Genomic DNA, 18620 nt, shown 5'->3' on the forward strand with positions numbered 1-18620 from the left:
CAAGGGATGAAACAAACCATTTTTAAACGGTTTGTGAATTTCCCCATTTCACATCTCGCTGTTGGTATACACGCTCTGTCAGTGACACCCACACAACTCGTCGATCTGATTGGTCTCGGAACCTGCGTACCAGTTTTTCCTGCTCTAACCGATTAATGAGACCGGAAGTTGTGCTGTATGAAAGACCGACAGTCTTACTTATGTCCCCCATCGTTTTTGGCCCATTTCCAAGCTGCTCCAGAATCAAGACCTGTTGCCAAGTTACATCGCTTGTATCCAGCTCTTGCTCAGAAATCGTGGTAAACAAAACACTGGCTTCTTGCAGGAGTTTTGCCAACTGAATCAGTTCTTTCATGAGAACCTCCCTTGCCATCCTTACTTAACCACTTCACACCCATAACTAATCGTTTATTTCCCAAAAATAATTCTACTGAAATGTATATGTAGTGAAGTCTACCCAGGGGTAGATTTCTGACAGGGATTTATCTATCTGGAGATAGACGACAACGCATGCTAGAATGAAGTTAAGTGATTATTCGGCAGAGAAAGAAGGACTTCTCATTGTTGAAGATAATGATGAAAGCCATACAAAAACGTTTACTAATCATGTGGTTTTCCATCTTAATTGTATTAGCTTTGCTTCCTGATTCATTTAAACGGGAAACTCCGTTGCAATTTTCTCTTACCATTGTACTATTTATTTGTTACCTTGTGGTATTTTGGACTTCCAAGAAAAAATGGAAGCCTTTCCAATTCGAGTTAGTGACAGTCGTGCTTGGAATTGTCTCGTTACTAAAATCCCTCATCTTGGGTGGAGAGGGCTTCGGCTTGATGCTCCCACTCGCTGTTTTTATCGGTTTTCACATTCATGGACGCCGTGCATTGGCTTATGCTACTTTTTTTGGTACGTGCAGTACGCTTTTTTTATATTTTGAAGAAAGCCTGAAATTCACGCACATCATCTCATATATCCTTACGTATGTGGGTTGCTATATCGGCGCACGTGGCTATCGGATTCAAACTGAAGCGTACGAAACCAACCAACAGCACCTGGAGCAGCTGCAAAAAGCACATACAGAGTTGCAAGAGGCGCACTTACAACTTCAAGAAGCAGCACTTCATTCCCTTCAAGTAGCGGTTCTGGAGGAACGAACGAGAATTGCCCGTGATATTCACGATGCATTGGGCCATAGTTTGACTTCACTCATTGTCCAGCTACATGCCTTGAAGTATATGTTGCAAGATGGACCTGACAACGCACAAGAAGCCGTGCGCAACATGCTTGGTGTTGCCAAGCAAAGTCTGGAGGATATTCGCACGTCTGTCCATACATTGGCCCTGGATAAAACCTCCTTGGGGCTTACGCCTCTGCGAGCTCTCTTATCGCAGGCTCAAAAGCATACAGGAATAAAAATGGAGTTGATATGCTCCGATCTGGACATTCCGCTCTCTCAAGAAATGACGATAACGTTTTATCGAATTTTGCAAGAAGCGATCACCAATTCACTACGTCATTCTGACGCAAAAGAAATTCTCGTCATCATTGAACAAAAGAAGGACATCCTTTTGTTGTCCATTCGAGACGATGGAAGCATCACGAGCGACCAAAAAATCAAACCTGGCTTTGGCCTAACTGGCATATCTGAACGAATTCAGTTATTGAACGGAACTCTCGCGTATCGCATTCGAGAGCCTCACGGATTCCAACTCGATTTCAGCTTTCCGATTCGCCAGACTGAACCTGAAAGGAGCATGCGAACATGACCGGTAAACAAAAAGAAGGAGCCATTCGCGTGGTCCTAGTAGATGACCAAACCATGATTCGCCAAGGGTTGGGTTATGTCATTCAAATGCAATCCGATATGGAAGTAATTGGAGAAGCTTCCGATGGCGTGGAAGCTGTTGAATTGATTGGCGCCCTCGCACCTGATGTCGTTTTGATGGATGTTCAGATGCCCAACAAATCTGGCATTGAGGCCACAAAAGAAATCATGCAGCAGCATCCTCGCACAAAGGTATTGATTCTTACCACCTTTGACAATCACAATTATGTGGTGGAAGGGATTCGTGCTGGAGCCGTCGGTTATATGCTAAAGGATGCCGACTCTCAGGAAATGCTTGACCTCATTCGCAGAGCCCACCAGGGAGAAGCCCTCTTCCACACCGTGACAGCTGCAAAAGCCCTTGCCGAAGCTCTGCTAGGTCAACGTGAGACACCTGATTCGACTACGTCTTCCCAATCAGTCTTACTAGATGAATTGACGGATCGAGAGTTAGATGTACTTCAACAGATCGCAGATGGCTATCGAAATGATCAGATTGCGCAAAACTTGTTTATATCAGAAGGCACTGTAAAAACACACGTGCATCGGATTTTGCAAAAAATGGGTGTCGAGGATCGTACCCAGGCAGTGGCCAAAGCTCTACGGCACAAAATCGTGAAATAAATCAGACAGTTTTAGGCAGGAGGACTAAGTGGAATCAAGTTTCCATCCTCCTGCTTTATGCTGATAGAAAACCCTCCGACCAACTGTGCGCTGGACATCGCTTCAAATACAGCAGCAGCCGCTTTCTTTGTATCGATCACCCGGCAAATGACTGCCAACGTCCTCTCGCTGTCTTCCCCACCGTCGCTGTGGCCATTCCCTGTCTTTCCCAAGCATTCGTCCAACAGCTGTTCGATCAAATAGCGCATCTCAATCTCTGACTCACATAAATGGGGAAAGCGAATGATCATCGGATGGAAATCGTTCTCTTTCATGACCTGATATCCTTGTTCTTTCATCTCTTCTGCCCAGTTCTGCAAAACTTCGTCAGGCCTTCCCTCGATCTGCTCCGCTACTACAGCAAAATAGTCACCAATTTCTCCGACATATCCGTAATGAACGGTGTAAAGATGCTCCGTTTCCTCATACCAAACTTCCCAGTAGCTCCACCTCGTTTCGTTTCTTTTCAGCATCCGAATCACCGTTGTTCAACTCCGTTCAAATTGTAACCGTTTTGTAAATTATTCCACTGATCGACACGCCTTGACAACAACTTACAAAGAGATTGATTCGAAAGACTTGCAACTTTTTTGCTAATAGGACCATCTACTCAATCGAACATAAAAAAAGACGGATATCCGATCCGTCTACAGTCACAATCCTTTTTTGTTTTTTTAGGAAATGGAAAGAGGTAAACGAATCTCAAAACGAGCTCCTTTCAGTTTCGGAGAGTTTTCCGCATAGAGTTCGCCACCGTGATCCGCGATGATTCGTTGTGTCGTAGACAATCCTAACCCCGTTCCCTCTTGTTTGGTCGTATAAAAAGGAACGAATAAATTTTGGAGGCAAGAATCTGATAGACCGGGTCCGTTGTCTTCCACAACAATGATGACTTGATTGAGAGATGAGTACACTTTCACTTGAACGAGGTTGCCTTGGGTCATCAAAGCTTCAAGGGCATTTTTCAAGATGTTCAAGATGGCTTGCTTGATTCGCGAACGATGACCAAACACATGCCACTCGCCTTGTGCAATGTCCAGCTCTAGCTTGATTCCTCTTCGATTTGCTTCTGGCTCCAGTAAACGAATGACTCCATGTAACTCATCCATCACTAAGAAACGTTCCGATACGATTTTATCATCCCTGTACCGGGCCAAAACAAGGACATCGTTCAATAGCCCATCAATGCGTTCAATTTCCGTTAAGATGACTGAAAAATAAGATTCACTACGATTTGCTTCCCCTTGCTCCCGCAACAACTGAATGAAGCCCTTGATGGCTGTCAGTGGATTCCGAATCTCATGCGCCATCCCAGCAGCCAGCTGCCCAACGGCTGCCAGTGCTTCTCGCTTGCTCAATTCTTCTTCGTACTTTTTGCTTTCCGTAACATTCCGAAGAACGGCGATCGCTCCCCACATCTCTCCACCGTAATAAATGGGGCTCGTACTCACTGTCGTCCATTTGCCTCTGTATTCCGCAACATAATGGCCGGACTGCCCGCGTTCAATTACCCACTGAACAAAACGCTCGCTTATATGCGGGCGGAGGGCATGATCAATGTTTTGACCAATGAGTTGATTCCGATCTACGCCAAATAAATGACAGACGGCGTAATTCGCTTCAATGACTCTTAACTGGCGATCGATCATCAAGACGGCAATATCGCTGGATTGCAGAACCAATTGAACAAGCTCCTGTTCAGCGAGCATTGTAACATCTTCTCCTTTGGCCGAAGTTTCAGGAGAAGTTTGTGTTTTTTCAACTGGAAATTGATGCGAATTTTTGTTAAAGACATCGTCCATTTGATGCAAAATGTAGTCCATCGATTGATAGAGACGAATCTGTCCTTGCAAAAGCTCTACTCGCTCCATTTCCGTCGTGGCAAGAGAAAATGAGTTGATATTCATTTCTTCCATAATAACGTCGCGACACTTGCGCAAAAATTGCTGTAAATACGTAAGATTCATTCCGAGTAACGAAAATTTATACGCAATTTCGCTCAATTCTCGTTCGAATGCATACGTGTCGATTACATTTACTACTTCAATCCATTTCGTGATTTGCTGAACAAACAAAGCCTCTGTATTTTCGCGGTCTTCTAGAAGCAAAGCAGAGTAATGATGATCTGAAAGAAAGGAAAACGTCTTGGCCACCGCCGCAGGGACCAAATGAGTAAGATACTTACTTATTCGATTTTTCAAAACACTCTGGCTCCTTTTCTCCGTGCTTCATTGAGGCTATTTTCCCAAGTATGTATAGGCTCTATTATGGACGTAAATGAGACAAGATGTAAAGCGGCTTGATGATATCCTCGTGCAGAGAATGACACCATCCAATCTGGTTCTCTTCTTATCCTTACAGACAAACAATCTCGGCTAGCATCCTATTATCGCGCGTTATCTATTACCTTTTTCGGACCCTTCACCTCCTGATCACGTTTGACTGAAACCGCTTTCCCAACATTTTCTATCATATCACGATCGAGCATAAAATGGTAAAGGATGTTTATTATTCAATTATCCAAAAAGCATTTGCCCCCGTAGAGACAAATGCTTTCGCTTTATGAATGGGATTTGACAGCGTAATTGCGCAAATCTGATTTTACCGGGCTATTTGGGTTGGTTCCTGTATGCGCGCGCTTGAAAGCTTCGCTTTCTGTCCAATTTTTAAACGATTCCTCATCTGTCCATTTCGTAAAAACGATGTATTCGTCACCTTCCGTTGGTGCCAGGAAAAGGAACTCCAAAAAACCCGGAACCTCCTTCATCCGTTCTCCCCCATTACCAAATGCGCGTTCCAAATGGGATTGGTAGTCTGCTGGTACAGTCAGTCTGTTCATGGATACATACATGATGGTCACACATCCTTTTCATTGGGTTCATCTACCAACTCCCATTATACTACTACTTTTGGTGAAAAACCTAATAACCGCAAACGCTATTCGCGCCTGCGGTTGATTTGTTGCTCGAGCATGATATCCATCAAGAGTGTATCTTGCAATGGATCTTTGGGGTCTAGCGTCAGAAGCGCAGCGACTGCGGCCATCGCGCAGCGAACGGATTGGTAGGAATAAAAGGCATCTCGCTCCGATTCGCTGAACAAAGATAAATCCGATCGTTCTTGGGCCGGGTATGGGAAGTCAGTCTCGACACCAGCACGATCCAGAACAATGAGTGCCTGTTTAATCGCAATCAATGCCGCACTGACACTAATGCCGTATTCTTGGCGTAGATCCTCCCACACCTGAAAAGCTGATTTCTCTACCCTTTCCTGATTGGGGCGCGTAATGATTCCTGTTTTACGCCCTTCTTTCAATAACCAATCCACAAAAATATCATTGCGTGGAGGAAAAGCGTATACTTGCAGCTTCATTTCCATTTCTGTCGGGTTATCCTTGGCAAAACGCGCGTGAGCCATTGACATTTCGTAGCGCCGCGATGGATGCCCAGGAACAGTGACAAATACCGTATCTTGTCGCACTGCTGCGATCTGCAGCTTGGTTCTTGCGGGTATCCTGCCTTGAGGTGCCTTTTCCCTGCGAATATTGCCAGGAATCAACTCTACTCCGAATTGATGGTACTCCAGCGGTGAATCTATCCAGGGGATGGGCTCTCTCGACTGTATTTCGTATAGCCCGTTAAACGTCACCCATTCACCCGGGCGGCGCTGGCTGCGAACCAAAACAGCATGAACTTCCTTTTCTGGTGGCAATTCCGTATCTTGATCCTCCGGTGGGGGATGCATTCGCTTGTGTTCGATAAGAATGCAATCGGTCATGAACAATCGCTCGAGCAATTCCCGTTTGCTCACCCATTCATATCCGATACGGTAAATCCGATTTTTCATCGGCTTCACCTCCTTTTGATCACCAATATTGCATCATCCTGGTTTGTTTCTATTACCCTACCATATGTAATCGTCGCTTTGTCCGTGCTAACGAGATCGTACAATTCGCTGTAGCGCTTGCGCAGCTTCTTCAGGTGAATCGGCCTGGCTGATCGCACTGATAATCGCGACTCCATCGGCCCCGGCAGCAAGCACTTCAGCAGCATTTTCCAAAGTAATGCCACCAATCCCGACGATAGGCAAGTCATGACCGACTGCCTTACGGATCTCCTCTAGCCCATCTGGTCCGATTGGCTCGCCAGCATCTGCCTTGGAACGGGTAGCGAACATCGCTCCTACACCAATACAATCAACGCCACCGTTCTGGGCAGTGAGCGCCTCTTCGACCGTACCTGCCGAAACACCGATGTACATCTCGGAGCCGACTTTAGCCCGTACCTCCGACAACGCCATGTCATCTTGCCCGACATGAACGCCGTCTGCCTGCAAGCGAATCGCCAGATCTACATCGTCATTCACAAAAAATACGGAATCATGGTCACGGCATAGCTGTTGCAGTTGTCTGCCCAGCTCATATTGTTCCTCAGCGGTCAGCTTGCTTCCTTTATCACGCAACTGAAGCGTGCCTACTCCTCCGCGCAATGCTGCTTCCACAATTTGCACGGTCTTTTCGCTGGAATACCCGCAGTCCTGCGTACCAACGACAAAGTAGACACCCATCTTTTCCCGAAGTTTTTGTATATCTCGCATGCTTTATTTTCCCTCCCAACGATCCAATGCCTCTCGATAAGCGCTGGCTGCTGACTTGGCATCAGTTGCTTCGGTGATCCCCGATAAGACAGCAATGCCCGCACACCCTGCTTTCAAAACTTGCGCCGTCCGATCCGGTGTGACGCCACCGAGTCCGATGATCGGTGTATCCCATCGTGCTGTTATCTGCGCAAGTTCTGTTGTTCCTCTTGGCGCTAGACCTGACTTCGAACCACTCGCAAAAATATGCCCGTAGAGCAAATAATCGACTTGTGCGGCAATGGCTTGCTGTGCTTCCTCCACGGAATGGACGGAACGCCCTATTTTTTGACCATTCTTCAGCACCATTCTCGCTTCCGCAGGAGACAGACTATGGTATGCCAGGTGAGCACCGGCACAACCTGACGCAGCAGCCACGTCCACCCGATCATTCACCATCAAGGCCGAAAGGGGGATGACATTCGCCAATGCCTTTACCCAGTCCATGCATTCCTTTGCGGTACGCTGCTTTTCCCGTATGTGTAGAAAGTTCATACCACCTGCATAAGCAGCTTCTGCCATTCGCAATGCCTCATCGAGCGAATGCCGACCGCTCGTAATCACATGCAGCTCACGAGTGCTCGACATCAGGTTGGACACCGCCTCCAGCGAGTGCTGTCACACACTCCTGTAGCCATTGCGTCGTTCGGTCTTCTTTGTCCGTCGGCGACTGAGCCAACAGCTCAACCACGAGCCGACGCAAGAAAAATGCCTGCTGCACGGTAAGTGGAAAGGTAATATTTTTCGGTTTGGCTTCCTGTTTCTCCAATGTCTCCACACCCGCCAGCAAAATATCACCGATGGACTCCACGAGTTCGTGAACCTGCTCATTTTGCTTCAAATCGTCATAGCAGCCATCATATAGTCTGCACAAAAGTAAAAACGCCTGTGACGACAAGGTCACCGGCTGTACATTCTGCATCGGTTCCGTCATACGTTTCCCTCCACTCACTAGAAAAAAACAAAATCTATTATATCACATCATGACCTGTATCAATGAAGAAAACCGCTGATTGCTCAGCGGTCTTTTGAAGTTCCTTCATTTCGATCATTATGGTTCGATTGTCGTAAATTTGTGTTGCGATCTTTTTCATCCAGCGTTTTGCCACGGTTTTTTCCGAGGTCCTTGCTGTTGTTGTTCTTTCCCAATTGATTCACCTCCTAAGTCGTTCATAGGATAGCGTAACCAATTCGGGTCACTTTATTAGCTGGTTGCGAGTAGTCTCTTACGTTTGTAGATCGCGTATCCGATGGCGAACGGTACACGCCACCCGAGCAAAAAGGCCAACGTAATGAAATAAGTCACACCTGCAAAAATAAGCGTAGTCGGTACACCTGTCCACCAGGAGCGGATCAGTAAGCCAATTGGTGCAGCTACTGTCCACGTAATCAGTGCAGATAACAATTGTCGGCCCGCAGAATCATACGTTCGCTGTCCGTAGCTCTTGAAAAGCAGAATCGCGATGATCCATCCCACCAGGAAAGGGGCTAATGTTTCGATAATCCCCATGACCGTGACAGGGTAGCTATGAATGATTTTTCCGTAATAAACAAAAAGCACAAAGGCGATCAGATCCCCGAGCAACAATAAATAGCCCGGTGGCGACAAACGCAGTCTCATGTATACCCTCTTTTCCGGGTCTTGTCAGAGTAAACCCTCTTGGTTCACCCCTATTGTACACATGCGCTGAACGCCCTTCAATCAATCCAAGCCTTTATTCACCAAACAGCAACAATTGCAGCTTTTGCTTGGCTTCTGGCCATTCACAGTCAAGTATGCTGAAGTATACCGAGTCGCGAATGTATCCATCTGGCAACACCATATGATTGCGCAGGACTCCTTCTCGAATGCCACCGATTCGGGCAATGGCACGTTGCGAATTCAAATTGCGCGAATCTGTTTTGAGCTGTACGCGTATACACCCCAATTGTTCGAAGCAGTGACGCAAGAGAAGCCATTTACATTCTGTATTGACGCCCGTTTTCCAGACGGATGGGGTCAGCCATGTAAACCCGATTTCCAATCCGCGATCCTTTTTCGCTATCCCTAAAAATCTCGTGCTCCCGATGATCTGCCCATCTGCTTGGCGAATGATGACGAATGGTAATTCTGTTTGGGCTTGTTCATTTTCTAAAGCTTGCAGAATAAAAGCCTGAGCATCTTCTCTCGTTCGAATGGTAACGGACATATGCGGCCAAATCTCTTTGTATGCGCCTGCTTCCCAGATTCCATCCACATGTGTCATTCTGAGCGGCTCCAATCGGACCAGCTTGCCTTCTAAGATAACAGGTTCAATGTTTAACATGTCTGTCTCTCCTCTACTGTTCTGCTTCATCCATCAAGCAGAACAGTTTCCCGAAATTTTTCCAATGATACGGGCTCGCGAGGACACTGTCAAGACAAATAGTAGGGTGTTACGCTTCTTCACTGATAATGACTTGCTTCCCTCTGCGCTTTAAGAAGAGAGGGATCAGCAACCACAGAAGCGCACAAACCAGAAAAGCAGCGGAAAGCGGCTTCGTGAAGAAGATCGAGAAGTCGCCATTCGAGGTGGTCAACGCTCTTCTCATGTTATTTTCAATCATCGGTCCCAACACAAGGCCGAGGACGAGCGGCGCCAGTGGAAAATCGTTTTTCGTCAGGAAATAGCCAGCTACGCCACAAATCACGAGCAAAATCAAATCAAACGTACTGATTTGCACAGCGTACACACCGAAAACGGAAATCGCGATAATGAGCGGAATCAAGAAATGGGACGGTGTTTCAATGATTTTGGCAAACACTTTCACTAATGGCATGTTCAAAATCAACAGCATGACATTTCCGATAAACATACTGGCAATCAAGCCCCAGGCAATCTGCGGATGATCACTGAATAATAGCGGCCCCGGTTGTACGTTATACATCAATAATGCACCCATTAAAATTGCAGTGGTACCGGACCCTGGAATACCCAACGTCAATAGTGGAATCATCGCACCGCCAGAAGCAGCATTGTTTGCAGACTCCGGTGCTGCTACCCCTGCAATCGCTCCTTTTCCAAAGCGGCTAGGATCTTTGCTCAGCTTTTTCTCAAAAATATACGAGAAGAAGGATGCGAGGGTAGCGCCAGCACCAGGCAAAACACCAATGAAAAACCCGAGCAATGAGCCGCGTGTAATCGGTCCGGCACTTTCTTTTAGGTCTTGTTTGGAAGGCAGTACCCGCCCCACTTTAATAATTTCCTTTGTGGATTGATCGTCTTCGATAATCGTCTTGAACACTTCTCCAAGGGCAAACAACCCAACTGCTATCGTGAGGAACTCCAAGCCTTGGTACAAATCGGGAATATCGTAGGTAAACCGAGCCACACCTGAAACGGTATCCATCCCAATTGTCGCAAGCAAGAGTCCCATGACTGTCATAATAAGGGCTTTGGTCATCGATTTCCCCCCCAGTCCGCTGACCGCACACAAGCCGAGAAGCATGAGGGAGAAATATTCAGCAGGGCCGAATTTCAAAGCAAGATCGGATAATGGATCAGCCAAAAACACAAGAGCAATCAATGCCACGAGCCCTGCGACAAAAGAACCAATCGCTGCAATCGACAACGCTGCGCCAGCACGTCCCTGTTTGGCCATCTGATAGCCGTCCAATGTCGTAACGACTGAAGAGGATTCACCCGGCGTATTTAACAAAATGGATGTTGTGGAACCACCGTACATCGCGCCGTAGTAAACGCCTGCCAACAAAATCAGTGCGCTAGCCGCTGCACTTTCAGGAGGTAAGCCAGAAGTCAAAGAAGCCGTAACGGGCATCAATAACGCCACTCCGCTCATTGGACCGATGCCAGGAAGGACCCCTACCGCAGTACCGATCAGGACGCCAATAAAGGCAAAGACAAGATTATGCCACTGTAAGGCAACGAGAAAACCATCCGCCAAAAATTGCAATGCACTCATGCTAATCTATCCCCTCCCTAGACGCCTAGCCAGGCAGGTAGTCCTGGAAGCGTACCTTTTAGCAAATGCACATAGATGACATAAACGCCTACTGAAAACAGTAAGGAAACGATTCCTGATTTAAGAATGTTTTTACTTCCCATCATAGTGAAGGCGTACAGAAGGAAAGCGAAGCTCGAGATGACATAACCGAGTTGCTCCAACACCAATACATACAAGACTGTCGCTGCCAAAATGAATAAAAACCGCTTGTATCGCAGTGGACTCTGTGACTCGGATGAGGAAGCTGCCACGCCCTTCTTGTAGGTCTCCCACAACAGTCGCAAGCTCAACAAGATCAGGATGACGCCAAGCCCAAATGGAAACATATTCGGTCCGACCTGACTTCCGTAAGCACTAGACGAAATATTCCGACTTTCAGCAATGAAGAGTGCACCTACTAGCGCAAAAAACAGGCTGCCGATACGATCAAACATCAGGTTCATGTATACCTCCTACGGTGTGGAAAAAGGAGGGGATGCCCCTCCTCTCCCTACTTCGACATACCAAGTGATGTCAACAGTTCTTTGACCTGCTTATCTTGTTCGTCCAGGAATGCTGAGAAAGCAGCAGCGTCCTTGTACTCACTTTCCCAACCGTTTGCAGCCAATTCTTTTGTCCATGTCTCATGCGTGGAAAGTTCTTTCAGCTTTGCATCCCAGTAAGCTTTTGCGTCTGCTGGCATATCAGCCGGACCGAAGACACCGCGCCAAATCGTGAACGTCGCATCAATGCCTTGCTCTTTTAACGTCGGGATATCTTTCAATTGGCCTCCGAGACGTTCATCAGAAGTAACGCCCAGTACGCGGATTTTACCTGCTTTCAGATATTCACCTACGCTGGAAGCATCTGTTGCAATGATATCTGCATTACCTCCCAACAAGGCTGCCATTGCTTCTCCGCCGCCATCATACGAGACGTATTTGACGCTTTTTGGATCAATTCCATATTTAGCTGCTGGCAATACCCCGATCAGATGATCCATCGATCCTGGCGCAGAGCCCCCTGCCAGTGTAATTTTGCTTGGATCAGCCTTGATCGCGTCCAGCACGCTCTTGATGTCCTTGTGAGGTGAATCCGCTTTCACAACGAGGGTGCCGAAATCTTTCGTCATTTGCGCCAATGGTGTGACATTTTTGTAGCCAAATGGGCTGTTCCCCTCTTTTTTGTTATTGTTAATCAAAATAGGAGGAGAGCTAACGAATAATTTATAAGGATTGCCTTTGTCTTTGCTTACATATTCAGCCAAGAACACGGTTCCCCCACCACCCGGCTTGTTTTCTACCGTGATGGTTTCCGTAACCAGCTTGCTTTCCGCCAACACCTTTGCTACCGAGCGAGCTGTCTTATCCCAGCCCCCACCTGCACCGGATGGAGCTACATACACGATCGGCTTTTCTGGGTATTTGGATGCCTCTGCGGTAGGCTGCGGCGCTTGCGCTGGTTGTGCTCCTGGACTTGCTGTTCCCGTATTTCCAGTACCTCCACCACAAGCAGCCAATGCTAGTGTAAGAAAAGTGGACACTGTGATTAGCACTTTTTTTCTTTTCATCAAACAAATATCCCCCTCAACCCGCTTATTTGTAAGCGCTATCACGCTTGAACATAATGTACCACCGCGGTAGCTAGGGGAATAGTTTTCGTGCATAAGGTCTATTTTGAAAATTAATCACTTTTTGTTCATATTGTTCATGGAACATTATGGAAGATAGCGATATTTTCTTTCCGGTCTGCCAACTGTGCCATAAATCAATTCAGCACGCGCTTTTTTTTCCAGGACCAAGTATTCTAAATACCGTCGTGCCGTTGTTCGACTGGTTCCAATCTCGCGGCCAATTTCCTCCGCCGAGACCCCCTTGTCTCCCGTCTGTCTGATCGCCTCGATCACTTTTTCCAAAGTTAAGTGGTCAATTCCTTTTGGTGCAAGGGCATCTCGATTTTTCGGGGCGACCAGCCTTCTGGTCAGCATTTGGTCAATCACTTCCTGGTCCACCTCGACCGCTTCCCTCGTCCGAATGACGTGCTCCCGATAGCTTTCTAACCGTTCACGAAAACGTTCGAAAACCAGCGGCTTGACGATGTAATCGAATACTCCGCCTCGCAGCGCTTCCTGTACCATTTCCATTTCCTTGGCTGCGGTGATCATGATCACGTCTACTTCGCGGTAATGTTGCCGAATAAACCAGACCAGCTCTGTTCCCAACATGTCAGGCAAGTACACATCCAACAAAACGAGTTGAGGGCGGGTATAAGAAAGCAATTCTTTAGCATCCGTCCCATTCGTTGCTGTAGCAATAACTTCAAAACCTTCAATCTTGCTGACAAATCGTTTGTTGATATCGATAATCCGCATATCGTCTTCTACGATGAGAACCTCCAGCTTTCTCAAGACGCCACCTCCATTCTTTTGCGTAGGGATACTGTGAAAAGTGCACCTCCTAGCTCGCTTTTGCCAATGAGAATATAGCCGTCCAATTCGTTAATAATTCCGTGCGCCTTGGCCAGACCAATTCCGCGATCTTCGCCTTTTTTCGTTGAGAAACCGTGCTCGAATATTTTTTCTCGCAATTCTTCCACAACTCCCGGTCCCGAGTCCTCGATTTCGAACATGATCTCATCGCCCGTGTCAGACAAGTAACACTCCACTCGTTTGTACTCGACGCTTGGCTCATTGACCGCTTCCAACGCGTTTTGGATCAGTGTCCCCAATAAAACCACGATCTGCTGTCGGTTGATCGTCGGTGGGAGCTCCTTCAAGTGACTGTCGTGATGGATGACGAATTGAATTTTCAACTCCTTGGCCCGGTTGTGCATGCCTAACAACAATGCCCCTATTAACGGATCTGGAATTTGCTTCGCCAAAAACAAAATCATCTCTTGCTGTGCGGACGTTTCACTCGTAATCAGCTCGACCGCTTCTTGAATCGAGCCAAGCTGTAATAAACCAGAAATGGTATACAACAAATTGTGAAATTCATGTGTTTGGGCGCGAAGAACATCCGCATAACGCCTTGCTTGGGACAACTCAGAAGCTAGCTGGTCAATTTCCGATTTGGGACGAAAACTGCTGACTACTCCTACGACCTTCCCTCCGAACTTGATCGGAAGTCGATTCACAATGATTTCTTTTCCGCTCATAATGGACTCGCGATCTAATTGATGCTCACCTGATTCAAGAACTTCTGGCATACGACTGTCTGGTAGCACTTCCACGATATCTTTGCGATGAAACTCTTCTTCCGGTAGGTTCAGAATACGAATGGCAGCCTTGTTCATCATCGTGATGCGCTTATTGCGGTCAATCGCCACGATGCCTTCGCGGACTGACTCCAGTACAGCATTTCTCTCTACGTACAAGGATGCGATCTCCTCTGGCTCCAATCCCAAAATTAAGCGCTTTAAATAGCGACTGAGTGCAATCGCACCAGCCACACCACACAACAAGGCGAGAAGAGTCAGGATCAGGATGCGGTCTTGGTAGAGGTCAATGGCCTCCTCGATATCTTCCAGCAGGAACCCAACGGATACGATTCCGATGATGTTCCCTTTTTCATTTTTGATCGGCACCTTCCCTCTCAATGATGGTCCCATGCTGCCAACCGCCTTCGATATGTAAGATTGACCATGCGAGAGCCCTGGCTCGTTATCTCCTCCCACCATTTCCTTTCCAATCCGCTCCAGAATCGGATGCGCATACCGAATTCCCTCATGGTTCCCCACGACCACAAACTCTGCTCCGGTTTGCATCCGGACGTTTTCAGCAATGGGTTGAATGAGCGCAGGAGGGTAATCGCTTGAAAAAGCACCACGCAGCTCAGGATCGCTGGCAACAATTTTCGCCACACTCAATGCTTTTTTGCCCACCTGCTCTTCGATCGAAGACGCAACAATGGAAGAAAACACCGTGCTAACTGACGAAACAATCAGAATAATGATAATAGTAATCAATAAGATCATTCTGGTTTGCAAAGACATTTGGATTTTGCTTGTCGTCACAGCTCGCTCACCCCTTGCTTCATCTTACCATCCCAATTAGGAAAAAAGGTAGAATCATTCCCATTGTCAATGGCGAAGCTTGTCGTTGCGGGTTGTCTTTTTACGACGAAAAATCAGGTATTAGGCCTTCTTTCCCCCAATATAATGTTACAACTTGTATTCAAGACAAACTAAGGCGCTTGTCCGAATACGAGACATCTTGAATAGCAAAGGAGGGAAAGAAATGAAGACGCAGACGGTATCAAATGGAATTGTTACCCTGACGAAAGAAGGCGAAGAGGCAATCAAGAACAGTCCGCTTTATAATGAAGGTCTTCGGCCAACGAGGACGGCAGAGCACAGCTGGACATCTTACAACTTCGCCAGCTTGTGGATCGGAATGTCGATCTGTTTGCCGACGTATGCAATGGCGGCAGGGTTAATTTCCTTGGGTATGAACTGGTGGCAGGCCATTTTGACGATCATTCTCGGTAATTGTATTGTCCTTATTCCCATTCTTCTCAACTCTCATGCCGGGACGAAATTTGGCATTCCGTATCCAGTTTTTGCGCGCCTCTGGTTTGGCTCCAAAGGAGCGCACATCCCTGCTGTCGCACGCGGTTTGATTGGTGCTGGATGGTTTGGCATCAACTGTTGGTTCGGAGGTGCTGCCATCGATACGCTCTTGATGTCGATGACAGGCTGGGCGAATGTTCCCGGACATCTCTGGATATCCTTCTTTGGCTTTTGGCTCTTAAATGTATGGGTCGCTTATCGCGGTCCCGAAGCGATCAAAAAAATGGAGGCTTGGGCTGCTCCCATCCTGATCATCATGAGTTTGGCTCTCCTCGTCTGGGCGCTTACGAAAGCAGGCGGATGGGGACCGATGCTCTCAGCACCTTCGAAATTCACTACTAACGCAGAATTCTTGAAGGTCTTCTTCCCAGCATTGACGGGAGCCATTGCTTTTTGGGCAACAATGGCCCTCAACATTCCGGATTTCTGTCGGTATGCCAAAAGTCAAAAAGCTCAAATCATCGGACAATCCTCTTCGTTACCAACCACGATGGGTTTCTTCTCGTTCATCGGAGTTGCTGTCGCTTCTGCTACCGTCGTGATCTACGGAGAAGCGTTGTGGGATCCTGCTGCCGTGTTGGCTAAATTCTCGCCTTTCGCCATTTTCCTTGGAACGATTGGAATTATTCTTGCCACATTGACGACTAACGTAGCGGCCAATATCGTTGCTCCCGCCCGAGCAGTGGAAAATCTGGCCCCTCGCCGTTTCTCGTATGAAACCGGCGCCATCATCGCCGGGGTCGTGTCTCTCTTGATGCAGCCTTGGTACATTCTAGAGAACTTCGGCAACTACATCTTTTTATGGCTGGGAACGTACGGAGCCTTGTTAGGCCCGATCGACGGAATAGCCATTGCCGACTATTGGCTCGTGCGCAAGCGGCGCATTCATTTAACAGAGTTGTATAAAACAAACGGAATCTACGCCTACAAAACGGGCTTTAATGGCAGAGCCATCTGGGCGATGCTAATCGGGATTGCGATTCCTTTTATAAGTAAATACATTCCGGGCTTATCCATTATTTGGGACAACGCTTGGACTATCGGGCTACTGATTTCACTCGTGCTCTACACGTGGATGATGAAAAACGACGCTTCGATTTTGAGTGCCAAGGATTATGAAAAAATTACAGCAAACAATAAACAAACGATTGCTTCCTAATAGCAAGCTACCAAAAAAGACTGGCTGCCCCATTGGGTATGCCAGTCTTTCGTTTCATTACTTACTCTACCATTTGAATTGACTGATGGACTCTTGCAGCTCTTGAGAAAGCTCATTCAGATTCGCGCTGGAACGGGCGATTTCTTGCATGCTGGCAAGCTGTTCTCCTGCCCCAGCCGATACTCCTTGGGTATGTACGGCTGCTTCCTGTGCGAGGCGATTCATTTCATCCATAGCAGATGCGACTTGCTGTATGCTTGCCGACATTTGCTCGGTAGCAGCGGACACGTCCTGAATTTGACCTGCAACCACCTGAGAAGACGCTACGATACGTTGGAAGGTGACACCCGCTTCTTGAACGACTTCTGCACCTTTTTTCGCCTCTTGGGTTCCATCCATCATGACATGCACGACTTGCGTGGTTTCTTGCTGGATTTCCCCAATCAGTCTCGCAATCTCGCGCGCAGATTCCTCTGACTGTTCTGCGAGTTTACGAACCTCATCCGCCACGACAGCAAATCCCCTGCCGTGTTCTCCTGCACGCGCCGCCTCAATCGCTGCGTTGAGCGCCAGCAGATTCGTTTGGGAAGCAATTCCAGTAATCACATCAACAATTTGGCCGATGGCTTCTGACCGTACGCCGAGCAGTTGCACGAGATCCGCTGCGTGATTCACCGAGTCGGAGATCGTATTCATCTGATCAACAGCTTGCTGAATATGAATGCTTCCTTGCTCCGCATCCTCTGCTGCCTGCGTCGATGATTCAGAAACGGCTCCGGACGTATCGGCAATCCGCTGGATGGCAATCGACATTTCTTCCATGACACGCACACTTTCTTGCGTACGTTGCGTCTGTACTTCGGAGGCAGAGGCGATTTGCTGCACACTGCTGATCGATTGTTCTGTTGCATAAGCGGACTGCTCCGCACTCGCAGACAATTCCTCAGAGGAAGCAGCCACTTGCTCACCCGCCACTTTTACTTGTTCAATCAATGAACGGAAATTCGTTACCAATTCATTGAACGCAGTACCAAGTGTACCTACCTCGTCACGAGTCACATTGGTGACGGGAGCAACCGCCATATTCCCGCTTGCCAATTGCTGCATGCGGCTTGAAACAACTCGCAGGGGATCAGCGATCATCCGGGAGATGATCCACCCCAATACACTAGCGATCACGATAGACAGTACGCCTACTACGATCAGGAAGGTAATCGCTTCTTGAGTCTCATCTTGGTTTTCCTTTTGCATGGCGACTGCCTGCTCAGATTTGTAATTCGCCCATTCGAGCTGTTCCTGATTAATCCAATTCAGCGTCTTATCCGTTGCACGATAAAACGAATAGGCTTGATCCGCTTTCCCCTCCTGGATCATTTTCAAGACCTCGCCCTGGTCTTTACGATACTGCTCGATAAGCTCCTTTAGCATCGTCACTCTTTCTTGTTCTTGAGCATCCAGCTTCGTGTTTTGGAGATATTGGAACGTTTTGTCTGCTGTTTCCATCCGCAAGTCCAGTTCCGTTTTGTATTCAGCAAAGACCGCAGGAGATGGATCGAGAATCATTTTATAGACCAATCCGTCAATCGCGCGGATTTCTTGTCTCCAATCGTTAATCCACTTAACGGGAAGAAGCTGCTCTTCATACATGGCCTGCATGCGTTCACCTGAGACTTGCACATGAAAAAATCCGGTGAATCCGACAGCACACAAAAAGACGGCCATCATCACAATCAAGCTAAATAGTTTGGCTCGGGTGCTGAGGTTACGTAATAGACTCATCGTTGCGGCAATCCTTCCTCTGTCAAATA

At 47.4% G+C, this 18620-nt stretch carries 20 protein-coding genes; 3 read left to right on the forward strand and 17 right to left on the reverse strand.

Annotation, left to right across the window (positions count from 1 at the left end):
* Positions 1-22 precede the first annotated feature (22 nt).
* Entirely contained in the window at positions 23-373 is a 351-nt protein-coding gene (locus tag HPY27_RS00715) for a MarR family winged helix-turn-helix transcriptional regulator (RefSeq protein ID WP_017249086.1), read from the reverse strand.
* A 155-nt stretch (positions 374-528) separates the two neighbouring features.
* On the opposite strand from HPY27_RS00715, the gene HPY27_RS00720 reads away from it, so the two are divergent.
* Positions 529-1764: a sensor histidine kinase gene (locus tag HPY27_RS00720; RefSeq protein WP_069844787.1), complete on the forward strand. Its 1236-nt coding sequence runs from the start codon at positions 529-531 to the stop codon at positions 1762-1764.
* Positions 1761-2447, forward strand: coding sequence for a response regulator (locus HPY27_RS00725; RefSeq protein WP_017249088.1), 687 nt, complete (start codon positions 1761-1763; stop codon positions 2445-2447). The genes HPY27_RS00720 and HPY27_RS00725 overlap by 4 nt, the downstream gene beginning before the upstream one ends.
* An 11-nt stretch (positions 2448-2458) precedes the next feature.
* Here HPY27_RS00725 and HPY27_RS00730 read toward each other — a convergent pair whose 3' ends face one another.
* The 15 genes from HPY27_RS00730 to HPY27_RS00795 all read right to left on the reverse strand — a co-directional run bounded on the left by HPY27_RS00730 (position 2459) and on the right by HPY27_RS00795 (position 15098).
* Positions 2459-2968 (reverse strand): hypothetical protein, encoded by a 510-nt coding sequence (locus HPY27_RS00730; RefSeq protein ID WP_174224153.1) that lies wholly within the window; start codon positions 2966-2968, stop codon positions 2459-2461.
* A 192-nt stretch (positions 2969-3160) separates the two neighbouring features.
* Positions 3161-4687: a two-component system sensor histidine kinase NtrB gene (locus tag HPY27_RS00735; RefSeq protein WP_174224154.1), complete on the reverse strand. Its 1527-nt coding sequence runs from the start codon at positions 4685-4687 to the stop codon at positions 3161-3163.
* Between the two features lie 359 nt (positions 4688-5046).
* The gene (locus tag HPY27_RS00740; protein WP_007727197.1) at positions 5047-5337 is read right to left on the reverse strand and encodes an antibiotic biosynthesis monooxygenase family protein; all 291 of its coding nucleotides are present in this window, start codon (positions 5335-5337) and stop codon (positions 5047-5049) included.
* A gap of 86 nt (positions 5338-5423) precedes the next feature.
* On the reverse strand, positions 5424-6332 hold the full coding sequence (locus HPY27_RS00745) for a hypothetical protein (RefSeq protein WP_069844785.1): 909 nt from the start codon (positions 6330-6332) through the stop codon (positions 5424-5426).
* A gap of 87 nt (positions 6333-6419) precedes the next feature.
* Positions 6420-7082 (reverse strand): thiamine phosphate synthase, encoded by a 663-nt coding sequence (gene thiE / locus HPY27_RS00750; protein WP_174224155.1) that lies wholly within the window; start codon positions 7080-7082, stop codon positions 6420-6422.
* A 3-nt stretch (positions 7083-7085) separates the two neighbouring features.
* Positions 7086-7709 (reverse strand): thiamine phosphate synthase, encoded by a 624-nt coding sequence (locus tag HPY27_RS00755; protein ID WP_174224156.1) that lies wholly within the window; start codon positions 7707-7709, stop codon positions 7086-7088.
* Positions 7693-8055 carry a hypothetical protein gene (locus tag HPY27_RS00760; RefSeq protein ID WP_106833256.1) on the reverse strand — a complete coding sequence of 121 codons (363 nt, stop codon included), beginning with the start codon at positions 8053-8055 and terminating at the stop codon, positions 7693-7695. Before HPY27_RS00760 ends, HPY27_RS00755 begins: the two co-directional genes overlap by 17 nt.
* A gap of 83 nt (positions 8056-8138) precedes the next feature.
* Complete coding sequence (locus tag HPY27_RS30285; RefSeq protein ID WP_017249096.1) at positions 8139-8270, reverse strand: hypothetical protein; 132 nt, start codon at positions 8268-8270, stop codon at positions 8139-8141.
* 55 nt (positions 8271-8325) lie between these two features.
* Positions 8326-8742: a DUF3054 domain-containing protein gene (locus HPY27_RS00765; RefSeq protein WP_017249097.1), complete on the reverse strand. Its 417-nt coding sequence runs from the start codon at positions 8740-8742 to the stop codon at positions 8326-8328.
* 94 nt (positions 8743-8836) lie between these two features.
* Positions 8837-9427: a GNAT family N-acetyltransferase gene (locus HPY27_RS00770; RefSeq protein WP_017249098.1), complete on the reverse strand. Its 591-nt coding sequence runs from the start codon at positions 9425-9427 to the stop codon at positions 8837-8839.
* Between the two features lie 109 nt (positions 9428-9536).
* Positions 9537-11063: a tripartite tricarboxylate transporter permease gene (locus HPY27_RS00775; RefSeq protein WP_017249099.1), complete on the reverse strand. Its 1527-nt coding sequence runs from the start codon at positions 11061-11063 to the stop codon at positions 9537-9539.
* A 17-nt stretch (positions 11064-11080) separates the two neighbouring features.
* Entirely contained in the window at positions 11081-11548 is a 468-nt protein-coding gene (locus tag HPY27_RS00780; protein ID WP_017249100.1) for a tripartite tricarboxylate transporter TctB family protein, read from the reverse strand.
* Between the two features lie 47 nt (positions 11549-11595).
* The gene (locus HPY27_RS00785; protein WP_174224157.1) at positions 11596-12654 is read right to left on the reverse strand and encodes a tripartite tricarboxylate transporter substrate binding protein; all 1059 of its coding nucleotides are present in this window, start codon (positions 12652-12654) and stop codon (positions 11596-11598) included.
* A 147-nt stretch (positions 12655-12801) separates the two neighbouring features.
* Entirely contained in the window at positions 12802-13455 is a 654-nt protein-coding gene (locus HPY27_RS00790) for a response regulator (RefSeq protein ID WP_069201640.1), read from the reverse strand.
* A 32-nt stretch (positions 13456-13487) separates the two neighbouring features.
* Complete coding sequence (locus HPY27_RS00795) at positions 13488-15098, reverse strand: ATP-binding protein (RefSeq protein WP_174224158.1); 1611 nt, start codon at positions 15096-15098, stop codon at positions 13488-13490.
* 223 nt (positions 15099-15321) lie between these two features.
* Between HPY27_RS00795 and HPY27_RS00800 the strand changes: the two genes are divergently transcribed.
* Positions 15322-16812 (forward strand): NCS1 family nucleobase:cation symporter-1, encoded by a 1491-nt coding sequence (locus HPY27_RS00800; RefSeq protein ID WP_173623589.1) that lies wholly within the window; start codon positions 15322-15324, stop codon positions 16810-16812.
* 66 nt (positions 16813-16878) lie between these two features.
* Here the strand turns inward: HPY27_RS00800 and HPY27_RS00805 are convergent, their stop codons facing one another.
* Positions 16879-18591, reverse strand: coding sequence for a methyl-accepting chemotaxis protein (locus HPY27_RS00805; RefSeq protein ID WP_174224159.1), 1713 nt, complete (start codon positions 18589-18591; stop codon positions 16879-16881).
* Between the last annotated feature and the right edge of the window lie 29 nt (positions 18592-18620).

The organism is Brevibacillus sp. HB1.1, from assembly GCF_013332445.1.
Lineage (GTDB): Bacteria > Bacillota > Bacilli > Brevibacillales > Brevibacillaceae > Brevibacillus > Brevibacillus porteri.